The organism is Proteus penneri (genome assembly GCF_003144535.1).
In the GTDB taxonomy this organism is placed as follows: Bacteria; Pseudomonadota; Gammaproteobacteria; order Enterobacterales; family Enterobacteriaceae; genus Proteus; species Proteus penneri.
The window spans coordinates 364,388-381,814 of sequence record NZ_PHFJ01000002.1 but is presented as its reverse complement, the minus strand read 5'-3'; the positions used below and the strand labels follow the sequence as shown (position 1 = coordinate 381,814).

Here is a 17,427-nt window from a genome sequence, read left to right as displayed (position 1 = left end):
GTTTACCTCAAAATAAACCGCAAATAGCATTACTTAATTGCGGTTAACTCAATTTTTGTCATCATCTGAGCAAGTTGACTTCTATCTTTAATTCCAACATCAGGCTGACTGACTGATAGCGCAGAAATAGCGGTGGCAAGACGCAATGTATGCTCACTCGTTTGACTCATTAATAAGCCATAGACTAATCCTGCAACCATTGAATCTCCCGCGCCAACAGTGCTTATCACATCACAATATGGTGGTTTTGCCAGCCATGCACCAGATGCATTTACCCATAATGCCCCCCTTTCACCCAGTGAAATAACGACATGTGCAATACCTTTATCTCGCAGTTGATGCGCTGCTTTAATAATATCTGTCATTTCAGTCAGTGAATGCCCAACCCAGGCTTCTAACTCCCTGTGGTTCGGTTTTATTAACCAAGGTGCGGCTTTTAATCCCGCCACTAAAGCATCACGACTACTATCAAAGATAATACAAGGGCACAACTGCCTTAATTTAATCATCCACTGTGTAAAGGCTTCAGGATCAACACCATTCGGTAGGCTGCCGCTAACAACCACCATATCAAAATGCCCCAGCCAATTAAGTGAGTCTGCTACAAAGCGTTGCCAATCTTGTGGTGATACTGTAAACCCTGAAAAATTAAAATCAGTAACCTGCCCTCTTCCTTCAGTCAATTTCACATTAATGCGAGTACGGCCAGATACCAGATAAAAGCGATTGGCCGTCCCATTTTCACTAAAAAAATGCTGAAACTCTTCTTGATTTTCGCGTCCCATAAATCCGCTGACGGTAATATCTATTCCTAAATCACGTAAGACTTTCGCGACATTATTACCTTTACCAGCAGGATTAAGTCCAGCAGTTCGGACTAAATTAACACCACCTACATCAATAGCTGGACAAGCACCAACAAGATCATAAGCAGGGTTTAAGGTGATCGTAGCGACACGGCGCCTCATGCCTTCTCTCCCCAATCATTTTTTATTATGAATATTTTGAGTGATATATATAGCATCAATTAACTTTTTATTCAGTGAAAATGCATCAGTTCTTCTTGACTCTTACTCTTCTCCAAGGACAATAACGCTCATAAAAAATGACTTAGCTATCCGTGATCAATAACTATATAAAAAATAAGGAGCCTAGAATGTCAGTCGTGGTCGGTGTTGGCGTGATTATTGTAAATGAAAAAGGTGAAGTGTTATTAGGAAAACGCTGTGGAACACATGCACCGTATTGGTCAATTTTTGGTGGTCATGTCGATGATGGTGAAACTTTTGAACAATGCGCCATTCGCGAAATAAAAGAAGAAATTGGCATTACTATTACATCACCTCAAGTAATAGGTATTAGTAATAATTTAGAAACTTACCAATTAGAAGGTAAACACACTGTTTCTATTTGTATGATTGCACAATACCAAGGCGATGAGCCAAAATTAATGGAGCCAGATAAATGTTCTGAGATCCGCTGGTGTTCACCGAATAATTTGCCTGAACCTCATTTTGAAGCCAGCCGTAATTCTATTACATTGTGGAAAAACAAACAGTTTTACCAAGGCTAATTCCCCTCTATCACTTTCATTATTCTGAATATCTTTTGTTCAGAATAATGATTTCAACGTTTAATCTTGCTTAAAAAACCATTTATTTAACTCTCAATTTCTTTATCATTTCTGATAATCCTTACTCTAATCTATTGATTTATATGATCACCCTCTTCTACTGTATTATTTTTACTCACTTTTTTCTTTTATAAAGCACAATAACCTCTATTTACACTCTAAATACAAACGTGTATTCTTTACACCATCAAGCTAGTACATTGATTCAATTTAATAAGGACATCCTATGTCAGAAGTCACATCAATAACAAAGCGTCCATCCATACTTGGTGGCGCAATGATCATTGCAGGTACCGCTGTCGGTGCTGGCATGTTTTCCATTCCAATTGTGACTTCTGGTGTCTGGTTTACTGGGTCTATTTTTCTATTAATTTATACTTGGTTTTGCCTATTTATGTCTGGATTAATGATCTTAGAAGTGAATCTTCATTATCCTTTAGGCTCAAGCTTTCATACCATTACTAAAGACTTATTAGGAAAAGGCTGGAGTACGATTAATGGGCTATCTATTGCGTTTGTTCTTTATATTTTAACTTACGCTTATATTTCTGCAGGCAGTTCCATTATCGTGCAAAACTTTGCAGAAGTGATCAGCCTACCCCAAGCTATCGCGGGTTTAGTCTTTGCATTAATTGTTGCTTTTTTTGTTTGGTTATCAACACGTGCAGTGGATAGATTAAGCACCATTTTAATTGGCGGTATGGTAATTGCCTTTGTATTAGCCATTGGTGGCCTATTTACGGAAGTAAAAATGCCCGTGCTATTTAACACCAATGAAAGCAATGCAAGCTACTTGCCTTATGCTTTAGCTGCATTACCTTATTTGTTAACCTCATTTGGTTATCATGGCAATATTCCAGGCTTAGTAACGTATTACCGCAAAGATGGCAAAGCCGTTATGAAAAGCTTGTTGACTGGTACACTGATTTCACTGGCAATTTATATTTTATGGCAGTTTGTTGTACAAGGTAATATTCCTCGTGAAGGATTCAAGCAAGTGATTGCTGATGGTGGGAATATTGGTAACTTATTGGCACAAATGCGCTCAACAACCGCCAATGCCACTGTATCAATGTTATTAGACTTGTTCTCTTATATGGCATTAGCAAGTTCATTCTTAGGCGTTTCATTAGGATTATTCGATTACTTAGCAGACTTCTTTAAGTTTTCAAATACAGGAAGTGGCCGATTTAAATCTGCACTAGTGACGTTTATACCACCGACAATTTTAGCCATTATTTTCCCTGATGGTTTCTTATATGCCATTGGATTTGCAGGACTGGCAGCAACTATTTGGGCTGCAATTATTCCAGCCTTAATGGCAAAGGCCAGTCGCCAGCGTCATCAAGAGCAGAGCTTTAAAGCTCCTGGTGGTATGTTTATGATTGGATTTGTTATTTTGTTTGGCATCATCAATGCTACCGCACATATTTTAGCAAACTTTAATCTTCTTCCTATCTATCGCTAATCGCTTCACTAAAGCCAGCATTGCTGGCTTTATTTTTTCATCAAATCTTATAAAAAATTGCGTGAATAACTTGCCAAGTTTCTGCACTGCGAGTAATTTTGTCGCCATTATCATCAATGTTATTTAATGGAAGGTTTTATATGGCAAAAGCCAATGAAATTAAACGTGGTATGGCTGTTAGTTATAACAACAAGTTATTACTGGTAAAAGATATCGATATCCAAGCACCAAGTGCTCGTGGTGCAAGTACACTGTACAAAATGCGTTTTACTGATATCCGTACAGGCCAGAAAGTAGAAGAGCGATTTAAAGGCGATGATATGATTGATACCATCAGCTTAACGCGTCGCCCTGTTAGCTTTTCTTACATTGATGGTGATGAATATATCTTTATGGACAATGAAGATTACACACCGTATACCTTCAAAAAAGATCAAATTGAAGATGAATTACTGTTTATTCCTGAGGAAGGCTTGGCGGGAATGCAAGTATTAACAATGGATGGTCAAGTTTTAGCATTAGAATTGCCACAAACTGTTGATATGGAAATTGTTGAAACTGTTCCTGGTATTAAAGGTGCTTCTGCAAGCGCTCGTACTAAACCTGCAACGTTGCCAACAGGGCTAGTTATTCAGGTTCCTGAATATCTTTCCACTGGCGATAAAGTTCGCATTCATATTGCTGAACGTCGCTATATGGGCCGAGCAGACTAATCAATAGTCAAAAAAACTACTTATTAGCGTATAACAGCTAATATTACTTTAAATAGGTCAGATAATCGTAAGAAAGCCAATGTGACAAACGATTATTTGACTTGTTTATCTTTTGAACTCTACCTCTGTCTACCCGCAGACGCCTTAAAAATATTGAACGTCTATCACACCATTCTTTTTGGTATTATCCATCCAACGGATCTCAGCCTTGCCCATATCTTGAGGCAAAATAATAGTTTGTTGGGATTTTTCAAAAGACGCAGGAACAATAGATTGAGTAGATGTAAACACTTTGTTGTGTTTGTAACATTGGTATTCAGCTTTATCAAATGTGAAATTCATCTCACATGCAGGATCCACAATCGCACCCCGTAGATAAATCTGCCCTGTTGTTTGCATGGGATCAGATGCCCAAGCCAATGATATCGAACTGGAAACGAGAAGACTGCATACTACGGTCAGATATTTTCTCATAACGACCTCACTTCTTGTTTGCGCTAGCAGGTATGAGGATCACACCTACCCGACATATTTTCATCATAGCAATAAAACATGACATTTATATAGACATAAGAAGAATATTTGATGTCTATCAAATATAAGTGTTCGATATTTATAAATAAGAAATCAACGTTGATTAAACTTAAGTCAAATATTTTTAACTTTAATAACAGTCCTATAAAGGTATTAAATTTTATTTAATTAATAAAATTATTGTTATTATTAGAACTATGGAAAATTAATTATAAACAATGTTCATTATGGCTAAGTTATCATTAATCCATTTAATATCCATAGAACCTTTATTGTTAATCAATTCAGAGCTAAAATGCTTATTCCTTTCTAACTGATATTGAGATTCTTGCATTTTACTTCCATCCCAACAGCTTGTTTTAAAAATGTTTTTATCTGTATCAATTAGACAATTGCCCTCAACAATTGCACCAACAAAAGTTATTGTTACTGAACCAATGACTTTATTTTCCTTAGCAAAAGTAGGTGTACTAAATAATAAAGTCAGACATGTAGCTGCAATATAAATTTTATTCAAAATTAATCTCCTATGATTATTGGGATGTGTGGATTCCACAAGCCAATATGTTATTAAAGTCATAACTAATATCGGCTTGTTACTTTATTTATTTAACTTTCATCTTTAATTTAATAATAGAAAAACATTATGTAATACTCAAATTAAGAGTATCAAAAAAAAATATTCTAAATTTCGGTTAAGTGGGTACAAAAAAATCCAACAGAAATGAAACCAAAGTGTAACAATTGTATGAACAACTAATTGCAAAGATCTATTTTTTTATTTTGGTTATAGTCCTATAATCAAAATTAGACAATTCGTGATCTAGATCACAAAATATACGGAAATTTGTTATTTTATTACTATGAAACTTTCTAATTTTCACCAAAAAGCACTGGCTATCTTTCTACTTAATCTTGCAGGCTTAATTATTTTTTTCTCTTGGTATCTTCCGGCACAACATGGATTTTGGCTATCAACTGATACCCATATTTTTTATTTTTTTAATCAGCATATTTTGCCTGATACTTTTTTTTGCTTCTTTTGTGGCTTATACCAATAATAGAAAGTTTGATTTGGTTATTTTGTTGGTGATGGGTGCACTTTATTACAATACTTTTCGTCAAAAAGATTATAAAGGTAAACGCCATCTTATAATTGTGGGATTAGTGATGGTAGTCTGCGCTGTACTGATTAATCAAATTGGACAAAATCTTCCAATAGAAAGACCCAGCCCAACACTTTATTTTCAAGATGCACATAGAGTGGGTGTTATAACTGGCATTCCAACAAAAGATGCCTCAGGTGATAGTTTTCCTGGCGATCATGGTTTAATGCTACTTATCTTTTGTAGTTTTATCTTACGTTACCTCTCGTTTCGTTCTTTCGTATGCGCGCTGCTCATTACTGTCATATTTTCATTACCAAGAGTGATGGCCGGCGCACACTGGGCATCAGATATATTAGTCGGTTCTGTTTCTTTAACTTTAATCACAACAAGTTGGTTATTAATTACACCATTATCAGACATTATTGTCAGACAATTAGAAAAACATCTCCCTTTTAAAAAATAAAAGAGAAAACACATCTCATTTATTAAAAGAGAATAAGTGTAATATCGCACTTATTCTCTTGGTCATTTTTTTGACAATTAAATGATATTATTATGACAAAATGAGATCTATTTTAAGTATTAGCACTTTATTATCTAATGTTTTGTAAATTAAGCTTCTTTTCTCTCGCCATTTAGTTCCTCTTTCTGTACACTTTTCTAGTTTCCTCATTATTTATTGTTTAATGTGGATATTTACGTGCTTTAGAGCACGTTTTTCGCGAAATAAGGTTGCCAGAGTTAAATTACACTATATTCTCTGGTTATTTGGTGAATATTCATGTGCACTTTTGCACGTAAGGATGTAAGGGAAATCTGTCACAATGAGAACAAAACCGTATATGAGAATGCTTAAGCTCATACCGGCGTTCATTGTTGTAGCTACACTATCGGCATGTAGCTCACAGAACGCAAATTCACGCTTAGCGAATTCAAGCACCGCCCCACTAAATACATCATCAAGCACATCTATTTCCCAAGCATCGCAAGATGAATTTGAATCATTGGTGAAGAATCTCGATATAAAATCCAAGATACTTGACCAATATGCAGACTGGAAAGGCGTTGCTTACCGTTTAGGCGGAAATACTAAAAGAGGCATCGATTGTTCTGCCTTTGTACAAAGAACTTTTCTTGACCAATTTGGTGTAGAACTTCCTCGCTCAACCTCAGACCAACAGTTCTCCGGTACTCAGGTTAATAAATCAAAATTACAAGCTGGCGATCTCGTTCTATTCAAAACAGGCCGTACTATGCGCCATGTTGGAATTTATATTGGTAATGATAAATTTGTACATGCATCCACCAGTAACGGCGTAACAGTGTCAGAAATGTCTAATACATACTGGAATAAACGCTTTTATGCTGCAAGACGTGTTATTGACAAAAATGATACAGCACTTGCTGAAAACACCCTTTCGCAAAATGTATTAAGATAATTAATTCCCTTATATCTTATTACAATAAAAAAAGCCTCATTAATGAGGCTTTTTTTATATTCTTGACTATGCGTAAACCGCAAATTAATTCCATTAGTTTTATAACATTAATAGGTATTATAAATAAGAATATGCAGTTGGGAATGGCTCAGCAATAGCGACTCCCGCGTTTTTTAAGCAACATAATGCAGCACATTCATCGTCGCTATGAAGGAAAAGGCAAGGAGCACCATCCCACTCAATCACAACACTATCAATATGGAGATTACTCAGATACTGACGCAAATTCTGTATTGCTTCATCCAGTGTCATACCATCATGACTTAATAATTTTAAGCCAATTAGCGTATTTTGCTTTCCAGCATCATTTTCAGGCAGTATTTCTACTCTTGTACCTGCAAAACCTGCTAGCCACCGATAACTCAGCGGCAGCTTATGAACTACCGAAAGTTGTACATTATCCACAAATCAATCCTGTTTCATCAACACGTTAATTTAATACATCATCAATACGAGTTTGAACTGACTTGCTCACACGCATATTAGAACCTTGTTAATCATACAACATGAACGTTACAGTTATTTTACAAATAAGCAAAGGGACATATCAAACCATTCATTTAGCTTAGTGTGTTTGCAGATATTCATGTCTGCAATACTTAATCTCTTCAATTATTCTTTCATTTATTTAACATTTTATCAACCATATAAAATAATTGTATAAAATATTACGTATTAAAGTAAAACAATCCATCAATTTTTATCACGATGCTTCATATCGACAAAACAATAGTAGATGAATATTAAAATAAATTTCACTTAATTTAACAAAAAAACAACATCAAATATTGATTCAAATCAAAAAAACGCACTAATTTGAAACGATTCATGAAATATAATAGAGGAAGATGTGATGTTTTTAGAAAAAATAGAAGAAAGAAAAGATAAACACGCTATAAATTTCTGTTATTTATAGCGTGATGTGCTTATTTATAACGACGAGCAAGCAAAATAAAACCCATAGCAAACAGTACACAGAATGCCATAGAACTAACCATTGGCCATTCTGATTTAGCTGGTAGCATAGCAATAGCCGTTCCAACTAAAGCACCCACACCAAAACGCACTGTTCCTGCAAGAGAAGAAACTGTCCCGGCCATATGGGGATAATCATCAAGGATAACGGCCATCGCATTCGATGTGATCATCGCAATCCCTCCCACATACATTGCTACCCCCACAACAAGGAAATAGAAATGTAAATCAAGAGCAACCACCAACAATAAAAAAAGCCCCATACAACATTGAATCGTTAATCCTAGGCGTAACATATTCAACGCACCAAATCGACGAACATATCGCCCATTAATGCTTGTCATCAAAATTAAGAAGATGATATTAAAACCAAAATATAATCCAAATTGATCAAATGGAATGCCATGTAATTCGATATAGACAAAAGGACCAGCACTAAGGAATGAAAACATGCCAGCAAAAGAAAAACCTGAAGCCAAAATATAGCAAAGGACACGACGTGTTCTAAACAGACTAATAAATTGGCTAAATGTCACTCTTAAGCTTAAGCGTTGGCGACGCTCTTTGGGTAATGTTTCTGGAATATAAAAAGCAATTAATGCCGATGCAATCACAGCAGCTATCGCGATACTCCAGAAAATAGCATGCCATGAAAACCAATTCATCACCCAAGCGCCTAATAGTGGTGCTAATAATGGCGCGATGGTCATGACAAGCGCAACAAAAGACATACTTCGAGAGAAGTCATCTCTAGAAAACATATCTCTCATCAATGCATTAATCACAACACTTGCCGCAGCAGCAGCAAAACCATGTAAAAAACGCATGCCAATTAGCATATCTATTGATTCAGATAATGCACATGCACTAGAGGCAAAAGCAAAAACAATTACGCCACCCAAAATGACAGGCTTACGCCCCAAACTATCAGCCATAGGACCATAGACTAATTGTCCAATAGCAAAGCCAAAAATATAGATACTTAATGTCATTTGCACTTTGCCACTAGGCACACCAAAATCTTGCGCAATAGTTGGTAAACTTGGCAAATACATATCTATAGCCAATGGCATAAGCATGGAAATAAGTCCCAATATTAAAATGAGACCAAGGTACGACGAACGTTGCTGTTGCACGCAGATAAACTCCCAAAGACGACAGAACAGATAATAATTATTGAGGTAAGTGAATGCTGTTGATCTCTTCTTCTGTTAATGGACGATATTCTCCCTCAGCTAAAGTCTCATCTAATGTGATATCGCCAATACGCTCACGATGTAATGCACTGACATGATTCCCCACTGCTGCAAACATACGTTTCACTTGATGGTATTTGCCTTCACTAATAGTGAGTTTCACTTCTGTTGGTGTAAGAATTTCTAATTTGGCGGGTTTAGTCAGATCTTTTTCACCATTGAGTTGTACACCTTTTTGGAATTGTTCAGCAACACCCTCTCCAATCGGCTCTTCTAATGTAACCAGATAAGTTTTTTCACAATGATGTTTTGGCGCCGTAATACGATGTGACCATTGACCATTATCTGTTAATAAAACAAGCCCTGTTGTATCAATATCTAAACGACCAGCAGCATGTAATTTATGAGCTAACGGTTCATCAATAAAATAGAGAATAGTTGGATTGACAGGATCGTCTGTTGAACATACATAACCAATTGGCTTATTCAACATAAAGTAACGAGGCCCTAAAATTTGAGTTAAAACCTTACCGTCGTAAGCTACTTCTTGCTCTGGTGCAATTTTAGTTGAACCGCTTTTCACCATTTCGCCATCAATTGTTACAAGCCCAGCTCTTAATTCACGAAGGATCAAGCTACGGCTAATACCCAATTGCTGGGATAAAAATTTATCTAATCGCATGAATTTCTCTGAAAAATGGAAGAATACCATCTGATATGAGGCATCTATTAAAAATGAATATTAACAATAAAACAACTAATTAATTTATAAATAAACTATCACGCTCTATACTCCTCCTTATTCGCGCTACCCATAAAAAAATGTTACGCTGACGCTCCGTTTGATTTCTTATGTAGAGTTATGGCTTTTACACTCAGACCTTATCAACTTGATGCTGTTAGCGCGACCATCTCTTATTTTCGCCAATACAATACACCTGCGGTAATTGTATTACCTACTGGCGCAGGAAAAAGTTTAGTCATTGCTGAACTTGCTAAAAGAGCGCGCGGACGCGTATTGGTGCTAGCACACGTAAAAGAATTAGTAGAACAGAACCATAGCAAATATGAGGCTTATGGTCTATCTGCGGATATTTTTGCTGCGGGCTTACAACAAAAAGAGAGTAGCGGAAAAGTTGTTTTTGGTAGTGTGCAATCTGTTGCCCGTAATTTATCGCAGTTTAATGATACTTTTTCCCTTCTTATTATTGATGAATGCCATCGCATTAGTTTGTCTGAAGATAGTCAATATCAGCAAGTCATTAAACAATTACAATCTATTAATCCACAATTACGGATCTTAGGATTAACTGCAACACCTTATCGTTTACCTACAGGGTGGATTTATCAATATCATTATCACGGTATGATCAAAGGCAATGAAGACTGCTTTTTCCGTGATTGTATTTATGAATTACCTTTGCGCTATATGATAAGCAATCATTTTCTAGTACCCCCAACTCGATTAGATATGCCTATTTTGCAATATGACTTTAGCCAAGTCCGAACAAGTCAAAATGGAATATTTAATGAAGAAGATCTTAATCGTGAAATAAAAAGACAAAAACGTATTACGCCTCATATTGTTTCACAGATTATTGAATATGCAGAAAGCTGTCGTGGCGTCATGATATTTGCAGCCACCGTTGAACATGCAAAAGAAATTCTTTCTCTTTTGCCTCAAGATGAAGCGGCATTAGTGAGCGCGGATACGCCACCTTATGAACGTGATGATCTTATTTCTCGTTTTAAGCAGCAGCAATTACGTTATATGGTCAATGTGGCCGTACTAACAACTGGCTTTGATGCACCTCATGTTGATTTAATCGCTATTCTACGCCCTACTGAGTCTGTAAGTTTATACCAGCAAATTGTAGGGCGAGGATTAAGATTATTTGCAGGAAAAACAGAATGCCTAATTTTAGATTATGCAGGTAATCCTCATGATCTTTATCTACCCGAAGTCGGTACTAAAAAACCCAATCCAAATAGTAAACCTGTACAAGTATTCTGCCCTGTTTGCCAATTTGCTAATACATTTTGGGGAATAGTGGATGCTGATGGCGATATTATTGAACATTATGGTCGACGCTGCCAAGGCTGGGAACTCAATGAACATGGGCAAAAACAGCAGTGTGAATTTCGTTTCCGCTTTAAATTATGCCCCCACTGTAATGAAGAAAATGATATTGCAGCACGTCGTTGTGTTCACTGTGATGAAATATTAGTTGATCCTGATGATATGCTTAAAGCCGCATTAAAGCTAAAAGGAGCGCTTGTTTTGCGCTGTGGAGGCATGCAATTTCAATCTGGGAATGATGCTAAAGGAGAATGGTTAGACATCAATTATTACGATGAAGAAGGCACTTCTGTCTCTGAACGTTTTCGACTAACCACTCCAGCACAACGAAAAGTATTCGAATTAAAATTCTTACGTGAACATCAACGCGCACCAGGTGTCCCTTTTGTTTGGCATAATGCCAACGACATTATTAAACAATTTGATTTGTTACGTCACCCCGACTTTATAGTCGCACATAAAGGTAAAAGAGAGCGCTTTTGGAAGATAAGAAATAAGATTTTTGACTATACAGGCCGCTATCGAAAAGCAGATACCTTGTATTAATCTGGATTTATATTTGCTGTTAGTGGACTTTTTCGTTAAAATGCGCCCCGCTTTATCTATTTTTAGATAAACCAAATCTCGAGCTTGTTGCTGGGTCGCCTGTAACAAGTATGTATTTTCTTTCTTTTTCATAAGAGAAAAAAGATGTTAACTATTAATGCAACTGTACGTAAAGAGCAGGGTAAGGGTGCGAGCCGCCGCCTGCGTGTGGCTAACCGTTTTCCTGCTATCGTTTATGGCGGAAATGAAGAGCCAATCGCTATCGATTTAGATCACAACGAAGTAATCAACCAAGAACACAAATCAGAATTCTATTCAGATTTCGTAAACCTGGTTATCGATGGCAAAGAAACTAAAGTTAAAGTTAAAGCAGTGCAACGTCACGAGTATAAGCCAAAAATTACTCATATCGACTTCCTGCGCGCTTAATAAGCCACCCTTCGAGCTTTATTTTTCGGGACGCCGAGCATGTAACGCCACTTGATGTGGCGTTATTTGTTTCTACTGTTTAATTATTTTTCTGATGCTCTACGTTGTAGCTGATCACGTAAATTAGGCGGTGTACCTTTAATTGTGAGCGTATCTGTTGCTGGATCCCAGAATATTCTCTCTCCTAATAATTTCGCATCAAAATTCACTGTTAATCCACCACCACTTCCCGAGTACTTCATCAGCTGACGTAGCGTACTGCGATCTGCTGGAAATGTTTCAGCTAATTCATAGCCTTTCTCTTCAGTAAATTGAGCAAAGTTTTGATCGCCCAAAGAGGGTAATTCTTCAGCAAGCTCTGTTAAGGCAATTTCTTCGCCCGATTGTAATTGCTCATTACAGTAGCTATATACTTGCTCACGACAAGTTTGACGTTCTTGCTTACCCATTTCTGAGGCTTCACAAAAATCGTCAACCGCTTGTAATAAGCCTTTATTTTGAACTTTAGCGTTTAAACCTTCTTGAGCACCTAAAAAATCCATAAAGAAATCAGAGACTTTACGTCCAACACGACCTTTTAAAAACGTTAAATAACGTAAAGAGTCGGGTGCCGTTTCCCACTCAGTTAAATCGATACGAGCAATAATGTCTGCATGAGGAATATCTAAATAACGTGTTGATGACACATCAAGGCTGTCATTTACCCACATACTGTTACAGCTACTAAGTACAGCAATTAAAAGGTAGTCCACCGCTAAATAACGATAGTGACAAAATAGAACAGTGCCACCTTCAGCAAAAGGGTATTTTGCTAATTCATCTTTTAGTCTCACGGTTGCTGCTCGTGAAAAACCTAAAAAGTTCTCTTCGCCTTTACGTTGTAAGCGCAGTGCTTCTGCTAATTCGCTTTCTTCATTAAACAAACCATAAGCTTTACTTTTTGCACTGTATACACGATGTAACTCTTCAATCATCTCCTGAACAACGGGTTCAATTTCTAAGAGTGAATCACGTAGCACAACTTCTAATGTCTGCTCATCTTGCTTGATAAGCTGATGTAAGACTAACTGACTAATATCTAGACTCATGGCCGTCCTCTTCTATTGCTTCTCTTTCTCGTGCGCGTATTCAAACACTCCCTACTTTCAGTATCAAGGGAAAATTAATTAATTTAATAGCGGAAAAAGGCCTAGCAATACGGTAATATATAGCGTTTTATTCATATAGTAGGAATTCAGATTTTATGCCACAAAAATCCCGTTATAGTGATGAACAAGTTGAGCAATTACTTGCAGAACTTGTCAGCGTTCTTGAAAAACATCATACTCCTACAGATCTTTCTTTGATGGTGTTGGGGAACATGGTGACAAACTTAATTAATACAAGTATTGCCCCTGCTCAACGAATGCTGATTACTGACTCTTTTGTTCACGCATTGCGTGCTTCAATTGATGAAGGCAATATTCACTAATAAACATAGAAAAATTATTTATAGACATGGTAACGAAACCTCAGTCCTATCGTGAAAAAGTTTCCCAAATGATCAGTTGGGGTCACTGGTTTGCGCTATTTAATATTATTCTAAGCTTACTGCTTGGGAGCCGTTACCTGTTTATTTCTGATTGGCCTGCAACTTTTGCTGGTCGTTTTTACGCTATTGTGAGCTGGATGGGACATTTTAGTTTTATTGTCTTTGCTATCTATATACTCATCCTTTTTCCTCTCACCTTTGTCGCGGTCTCCCAACGGCTACTTAGAGTTATTTCCTGTGCTCTTGCCAGTGCAGGATTAACTATCCTTATTTTTGATATCGCCGTTTACCAGCAATTTCAACTCCATTTGACTCAACTTGTTTGGGATCTTGTGATTAATCCAGATGAAGGTGAAATGGCACGTGAATGGCAACTTATTTTCATTGGCATTCCCATCATCTTTCTTATTGAAATGCTTTTTGCAACATGGAGTTGGCAAAAATTACGTAGCTTAAATCGCCAACGTTGGGGTAAACCATTAGCTGGTGTCTTTATTACTTGCTTTATATTATCTCACTCAATGTCAATCTGGGCTGATGCTAATTTCTATCGCCCAATCACCATGCAACGTGCCAATTTACCATTATCGTATCCAATGACGGCGCGTAAATTTCTTGAACGTCATGGTTTTATTAATCAATCAGAATATGAGCAACGTGTTATCAGTGAAGGTAATCCAGCAGCGCAAGGTATCACCTATCCTCTTGCTCCATTAATCTATGCCAAGGACACCTATTCTTATAACGTGCTGATAGTTGTCATTGATGGTTTAGGTAACGAAGAAGTGTCCGATTTACCAAGCTTGCAACAATTCGCACAAAATAGTCTTTATTTTTCAAGACATTATTCATCAGGCATTAATAATGGCACTGCATTATTTGGCCTATTTTATGGTATTTCACCTTCTTATTTAGACAGTGTATTAAGTAGCAGAAAAAACTCTGCACTTTTCGATGCATTAAGTTATCGAAACTATCAATTAGCAATGTTTTCAACTAATGGTTTCCAAACACCATTGTTTAAACAAGCTGTGTTATCAGATTTCTCTCTCCCAACATCACGCAGTGGTGATAACAGTGCCACCATTGATAGTTGGAATAATTGGTTGATCAAAAACAGTCAAACTAGCCCTTGGTTCTCTTTCTTACAAATTAATGGTCACACCAATAATGCATCTCAACGCGCTACGTTAAATGATCAACTAGAAACAATATTTAAGACATTACAAAAAACCAAAACGCTGGATAATACTGTAGTTGTTGTCACTTCTAGCTATCATCAAGACAACAATAAGAAGCAGGTTAATCAGTGGCTGTTAGATAAGACCACTTTTAATTTAAGCCAATCACAAGTGCCATTGATAATACATTGGCCCAATATGACGCCACAAGTTATTGATAGAATGACAAGCCATCAAGATGTTATGACAACCTTGATGCAGCATGTTTTGCATGTCATTAGCCCAGCAGATAACTATTCACAAGGTGAAGATTTATTCGCAAGTACCCGTAATCATCCATGGATTTTTACAGGTGATGACGAGGCATTCGTCGTCTTTTTACAAGATAATACCTTGTTGATAGATAAACATGGTCGGTATGCTTTATTTGATAGATCAGGAAAAGAAATTAGCTCTGCAAAACCTGACTTAAAATTATTACTCCAAGTTCTTGCCGAACAAAAACGCTTTATTGAACGCTAGCGCGATTAGTGATGTATAAAATTACGTCACTTAATTAGCAAAGGGTTGCTTTAGCAGTCAAAAGCAGTAATATACAGGGCACAAACGGCATGTAGCGCAGCCTGGTAGCGCACCGTCATGGGGTGTCGGGGGTCGTAGGTTCAAATCCTATCATGCCGACCAACAATATTTAAGAAAACCAACCATTTACGGTTGGTTTTTTTATGTCTGAAATTTGCCACTGGTAAAACTCTGGTAAAACTCTGGTAAAACTCTGGTAAAACTCTGGTAAAACGACGACAAATCATCTCTCAAAATCCCCCTTTCTTTAGCTGATAAAATTGCCCATTTCTCCTTGCTATTCTATTCGTTACCTTATATAAATCACTGTATAAAAACACAGTTAAATAGGTGATACCATGATTAAGCTTGAAATCAATAATGCGGAATATATTGCTCAGTTAGAAGAGACTCGTTTATCTGCAGACAATCCTTATGGTTACCTGTTTATGGACATTGTCTTTTCTGATCCAAGATAGGTAATAATGTAACAGTTGGTGCTAACTCATATATCATTGGTAATGAGTTACATATTGGTGACAATGTTATGATTGGGGCAATGAGCTTTATTGATAAAGACATACCTCCTGATAGGATCGTATTTACCCCAAAAGAAAAGAACACAATAATAGAGTCTCATATTAAAAACAATTTCATTATATAATACTCGCTCAGATTTGAGCTAATACAGGTATGATACAGAGTCGATTCTAAATTGACAGACTGTTCTGTGCTAGAAGCGGACGTTGGTTATTTAAGAGATTAACAAGAGCATCTGGTTAGGCTTTTTGGCTATTAAATTCAGAGCTAAGCCAGTGGGCAAATGCCATAACCCGTTTTTCGAAGTCTGTTATGCCACTTCGGGGTTTAATGCTAATTTCCAATAGGTAATCCATATCTTCCGCTAGTGCAGGATATCGTGAGTTAAATTTAGCACGATACTCATGTAGAGAGTCAGGCCAGTCATTATCTTGTTCACTACGAAGGATGTTGGTTGCTCTGATAAGTTTTCGCGCAGCCGAGCGCTGAAGCTGTAACTTTTTGTTTTCGTTAGAAGATGTTTTTATTTGAATTACTAGTTTATCCAGAACCTGCATAAAGTCACCATTCACAGCTACTGCAATAGCTTTTGAAGGTTTGAAAGCTTGAAAGTGATGACTCAAATCCTCGCCATAAACGCAGTGACAGTGATGTTTAATCCAGTATCCCCAACTGAGTACATTATTTGGATCGAGAACCTGTCCCAGCAGACCACAATCAAAATCAATTTTACTGATAACGGGATTATTTTTTTCAAGAACAGACTGAACAGTTGCAAATTGTTCTTTAGTAGCCCGATCAAGTTCATGTTTGAAAATGACTGTCATATCCAAATCAGACCTACCTTCCTCTGCTCTGCCTTCAGCTACACTTCCGTATACGTATATACTGTGTATAAGGTCAGGAAAGCAATGAGTTAGATTTGTCACAACGCATTCAATTATACGTGAGAATGCAGGTTGAATTTCCACGTATTTGGGCTGGGATATAAAATCGTTATGATCGGTGGCCATCTATTTTCCTGTTTGCTAATGTTACTTTTCTGGATAATAGGCATTTTGAGCCTGAAATTCTCGCATCCAAACTATTATATCTTAATGTCTGCTTCTCGCTCAAAACAGGCGATCATATTTAGTTATATTTCTACCTACGAAACCTGTTAGCTCAAACCTGAGCTAACAGGTATAAATATGATAGCTGTCGTATCAATAATGATATTTTATCAAGAAGGTATCTCACTTGATTTTCTTAATCGCTAGAATTTGGTTACTTTATTTATGATTTTATTATTTATGGATAAATACAATTCAATATTTTATTTGCTTGTTATTTTGATGGTATTTACATGTGTAATGCTCATTATCAGCGGAAAATTTTTAAGTCACTCAATAGATAACTATATAATATAAATAAATTTAAGATATGATTATTA

The 17,427-nt window shown here is 36.7% G+C and carries 17 protein-coding genes, 1 tRNA gene and 1 pseudogene; 11 read left to right on the top strand and 8 right to left on the bottom strand.

Going from position 1 to position 17,427, the window contains the following annotated elements; genetic code table 11:
- Nucleotides 1-29: 29 nt before the first annotated feature.
- A complete protein-coding gene (fruK, locus tag CUB63_RS04735) occupies nt 30-968 on the bottom strand; it encodes a 1-phosphofructokinase (protein WP_109847564.1) in 939 nt (312 codons plus the stop codon).
- A 188-nt stretch (nt 969-1,156) separates the two neighbouring features.
- On the opposite strand from fruK, the gene CUB63_RS04730 reads away from it, so the two are divergent.
- From CUB63_RS04730 to yeiP, 3 genes are all read left to right on the top strand, one after another.
- Nucleotides 1,157-1,573 (top strand): nucleotide triphosphate diphosphatase NUDT15, encoded by a 417-nt coding sequence (locus CUB63_RS04730; RefSeq protein WP_109847563.1) that lies wholly within the window; start codon nt 1,157-1,159, stop codon nt 1,571-1,573.
- A gap of 286 nt (nt 1,574-1,859) precedes the next feature.
- On the top strand, nt 1,860-3,101 hold the full coding sequence (gene mtr, locus CUB63_RS04725) for a tryptophan permease (RefSeq protein ID WP_006537307.1): 1,242 nt from the start codon (nt 1,860-1,862) through the stop codon (nt 3,099-3,101).
- A 140-nt stretch (nt 3,102-3,241) separates the two neighbouring features.
- Nucleotides 3,242-3,814 carry an elongation factor P-like protein YeiP gene (yeiP, locus tag CUB63_RS04720; RefSeq protein ID WP_072062741.1) on the top strand — a complete coding sequence of 191 codons (573 nt, stop codon included), beginning with the start codon at nt 3,242-3,244 and terminating at the stop codon, nt 3,812-3,814.
- A gap of 144 nt (nt 3,815-3,958) precedes the next feature.
- Here the strand turns inward: yeiP and CUB63_RS04715 are convergent, their stop codons facing one another.
- Together CUB63_RS04715 and CUB63_RS04710 are read right to left on the bottom strand one after the other, a co-directional pair.
- A complete protein-coding gene (locus tag CUB63_RS04715; RefSeq protein ID WP_109847562.1) occupies nt 3,959-4,288 on the bottom strand; it encodes a hypothetical protein in 330 nt (109 codons plus the stop codon).
- Nucleotides 4,289-4,553: 265 nt separating this feature from the next.
- Entirely contained in the window at nt 4,554-4,865 is a 312-nt protein-coding gene (locus CUB63_RS04710) for a hypothetical protein (RefSeq protein ID WP_072062743.1), read from the bottom strand.
- Nucleotides 4,866-5,211: 346 nt separating this feature from the next.
- Here CUB63_RS04710 and CUB63_RS04705 point away from each other — a divergent pair.
- A pseudogene (locus tag CUB63_RS04705) lies at nt 5,212-5,920 on the top strand (phosphatase PAP2 family protein).
- 361 nt (nt 5,921-6,281) lie between these two features.
- Complete coding sequence (mepS, locus tag CUB63_RS04700; protein WP_006537312.1) at nt 6,282-6,896, top strand: bifunctional murein DD-endopeptidase/murein LD-carboxypeptidase; 615 nt, start codon at nt 6,282-6,284, stop codon at nt 6,894-6,896.
- 117 nt (nt 6,897-7,013) lie between these two features.
- Here mepS and CUB63_RS04695 read toward each other — a convergent pair whose 3' ends face one another.
- The 3 genes from CUB63_RS04695 to rsuA all read right to left on the bottom strand — a co-directional run bounded on the left by CUB63_RS04695 (nt 7,014) and on the right by rsuA (nt 9,809).
- Entirely contained in the window at nt 7,014-7,361 is a 348-nt protein-coding gene (locus CUB63_RS04695) for a YejG family protein (RefSeq protein WP_072062745.1), read from the bottom strand.
- 521 nt (nt 7,362-7,882) lie between these two features.
- Entirely contained in the window at nt 7,883-9,067 is a 1,185-nt protein-coding gene (locus CUB63_RS04690; protein WP_109847561.1) for a Bcr/CflA family multidrug efflux MFS transporter, read from the bottom strand.
- Nucleotides 9,068-9,104: 37 nt separating this feature from the next.
- Nucleotides 9,105-9,809: a 16S rRNA pseudouridine(516) synthase RsuA gene (gene rsuA / locus CUB63_RS04685; RefSeq protein WP_072062747.1), complete on the bottom strand. Its 705-nt coding sequence runs from the start codon at nt 9,807-9,809 to the stop codon at nt 9,105-9,107.
- A gap of 180 nt (nt 9,810-9,989) precedes the next feature.
- On the opposite strand from rsuA, the gene radD reads away from it, so the two are divergent.
- Nucleotides 9,990-11,753, top strand: coding sequence for a DNA repair helicase RadD (radD, locus tag CUB63_RS04680; protein ID WP_109847560.1), 1,764 nt, complete (start codon nt 9,990-9,992; stop codon nt 11,751-11,753).
- Between the two features lie 144 nt (nt 11,754-11,897).
- Complete coding sequence (gene rplY, locus CUB63_RS04675) at nt 11,898-12,182, top strand: 50S ribosomal protein L25 (protein ID WP_006537318.1); 285 nt, start codon at nt 11,898-11,900, stop codon at nt 12,180-12,182.
- 83 nt (nt 12,183-12,265) lie between these two features.
- On the opposite strand, the gene yejK is transcribed toward rplY, so the two are convergent.
- Nucleotides 12,266-13,270 (bottom strand): nucleoid-associated protein YejK, encoded by a 1,005-nt coding sequence (yejK, locus tag CUB63_RS04670; protein ID WP_109847559.1) that lies wholly within the window; start codon nt 13,268-13,270, stop codon nt 12,266-12,268.
- A gap of 155 nt (nt 13,271-13,425) precedes the next feature.
- On the opposite strand from yejK, the gene CUB63_RS04665 reads away from it, so the two are divergent.
- The 4 genes from CUB63_RS04665 (at nt 13,426) to CUB63_RS04650 (ending at nt 16,119) form a co-directional block, all read left to right on the top strand.
- Entirely contained in the window at nt 13,426-13,653 is a 228-nt protein-coding gene (locus CUB63_RS04665) for a YejL family protein (RefSeq protein WP_006537321.1), read from the top strand.
- A gap of 26 nt (nt 13,654-13,679) precedes the next feature.
- Nucleotides 13,680-15,416 carry an LPS biosynthesis-modulating metalloenzyme YejM gene (gene yejM / locus CUB63_RS04660; RefSeq protein ID WP_109847558.1) on the top strand — a complete coding sequence of 579 codons (1,737 nt, stop codon included), beginning with the start codon at nt 13,680-13,682 and terminating at the stop codon, nt 15,414-15,416.
- An 85-nt stretch (nt 15,417-15,501) separates the two neighbouring features.
- Nucleotides 15,502-15,578, top strand: a tRNA-Pro gene (locus tag CUB63_RS04655).
- A 352-nt stretch (nt 15,579-15,930) separates the two neighbouring features.
- Nucleotides 15,931-16,119 carry an LbetaH domain-containing protein gene (locus CUB63_RS04650; RefSeq protein WP_109847557.1) on the top strand — a complete coding sequence of 63 codons (189 nt, stop codon included), beginning with the start codon at nt 15,931-15,933 and terminating at the stop codon, nt 16,117-16,119.
- Between the two features lie 115 nt (nt 16,120-16,234).
- Here the strand turns inward: CUB63_RS04650 and CUB63_RS04645 are convergent, their stop codons facing one another.
- On the bottom strand, nt 16,235-17,008 hold the full coding sequence (locus CUB63_RS04645; protein WP_006537325.1) for a nucleotidyltransferase domain-containing protein: 774 nt from the start codon (nt 17,006-17,008) through the stop codon (nt 16,235-16,237).
- Nucleotides 17,009-17,427: the final 419 nt, after the last annotated feature.

Coding starts and splice junctions, on each gene's coding strand:
- fruK (WP_109847564.1), bottom strand. CDS start 968: ATGAGGCGCCGTGTCGCTACGATCACCTTAAACCCTGCTTATGATCTT.
- CUB63_RS04730 (WP_109847563.1), top strand. CDS start 1,157: ATGTCAGTCGTGGTCGGTGTTGGCGTGATTATTGTAAATGAAAAAGGT.
- mtr (WP_006537307.1), top strand. CDS start 1,860: ATGTCAGAAGTCACATCAATAACAAAGCGTCCATCCATACTTGGTGGC.
- yeiP (WP_072062741.1), top strand. CDS start 3,242: ATGGCAAAAGCCAATGAAATTAAACGTGGTATGGCTGTTAGTTATAAC.
- CUB63_RS04715 (WP_109847562.1), bottom strand. CDS start 4,288: ATGAGAAAATATCTGACCGTAGTATGCAGTCTTCTCGTTTCCAGTTCG.
- mepS (WP_006537312.1), top strand. CDS start 6,282: ATGAGAACAAAACCGTATATGAGAATGCTTAAGCTCATACCGGCGTTC.
- rsuA (WP_072062747.1), bottom strand. CDS start 9,809: ATGCGATTAGATAAATTTTTATCCCAGCAATTGGGTATTAGCCGTAGC.
- radD (WP_109847560.1), top strand. CDS start 9,990: ATGGCTTTTACACTCAGACCTTATCAACTTGATGCTGTTAGCGCGACC.
- rplY (WP_006537318.1), top strand. CDS start 11,898: ATGTTAACTATTAATGCAACTGTACGTAAAGAGCAGGGTAAGGGTGCG.
- yejK (WP_109847559.1), bottom strand. CDS start 13,270: ATGAGTCTAGATATTAGTCAGTTAGTCTTACATCAGCTTATCAAGCAA.
- CUB63_RS04665 (WP_006537321.1), top strand. CDS start 13,426: ATGCCACAAAAATCCCGTTATAGTGATGAACAAGTTGAGCAATTACTT.
- yejM (WP_109847558.1), top strand. CDS start 13,680: ATGGTAACGAAACCTCAGTCCTATCGTGAAAAAGTTTCCCAAATGATC.
- CUB63_RS04645 (WP_006537325.1), bottom strand. CDS start 17,008: ATGGCCACCGATCATAACGATTTTATATCCCAGCCCAAATACGTGGAA.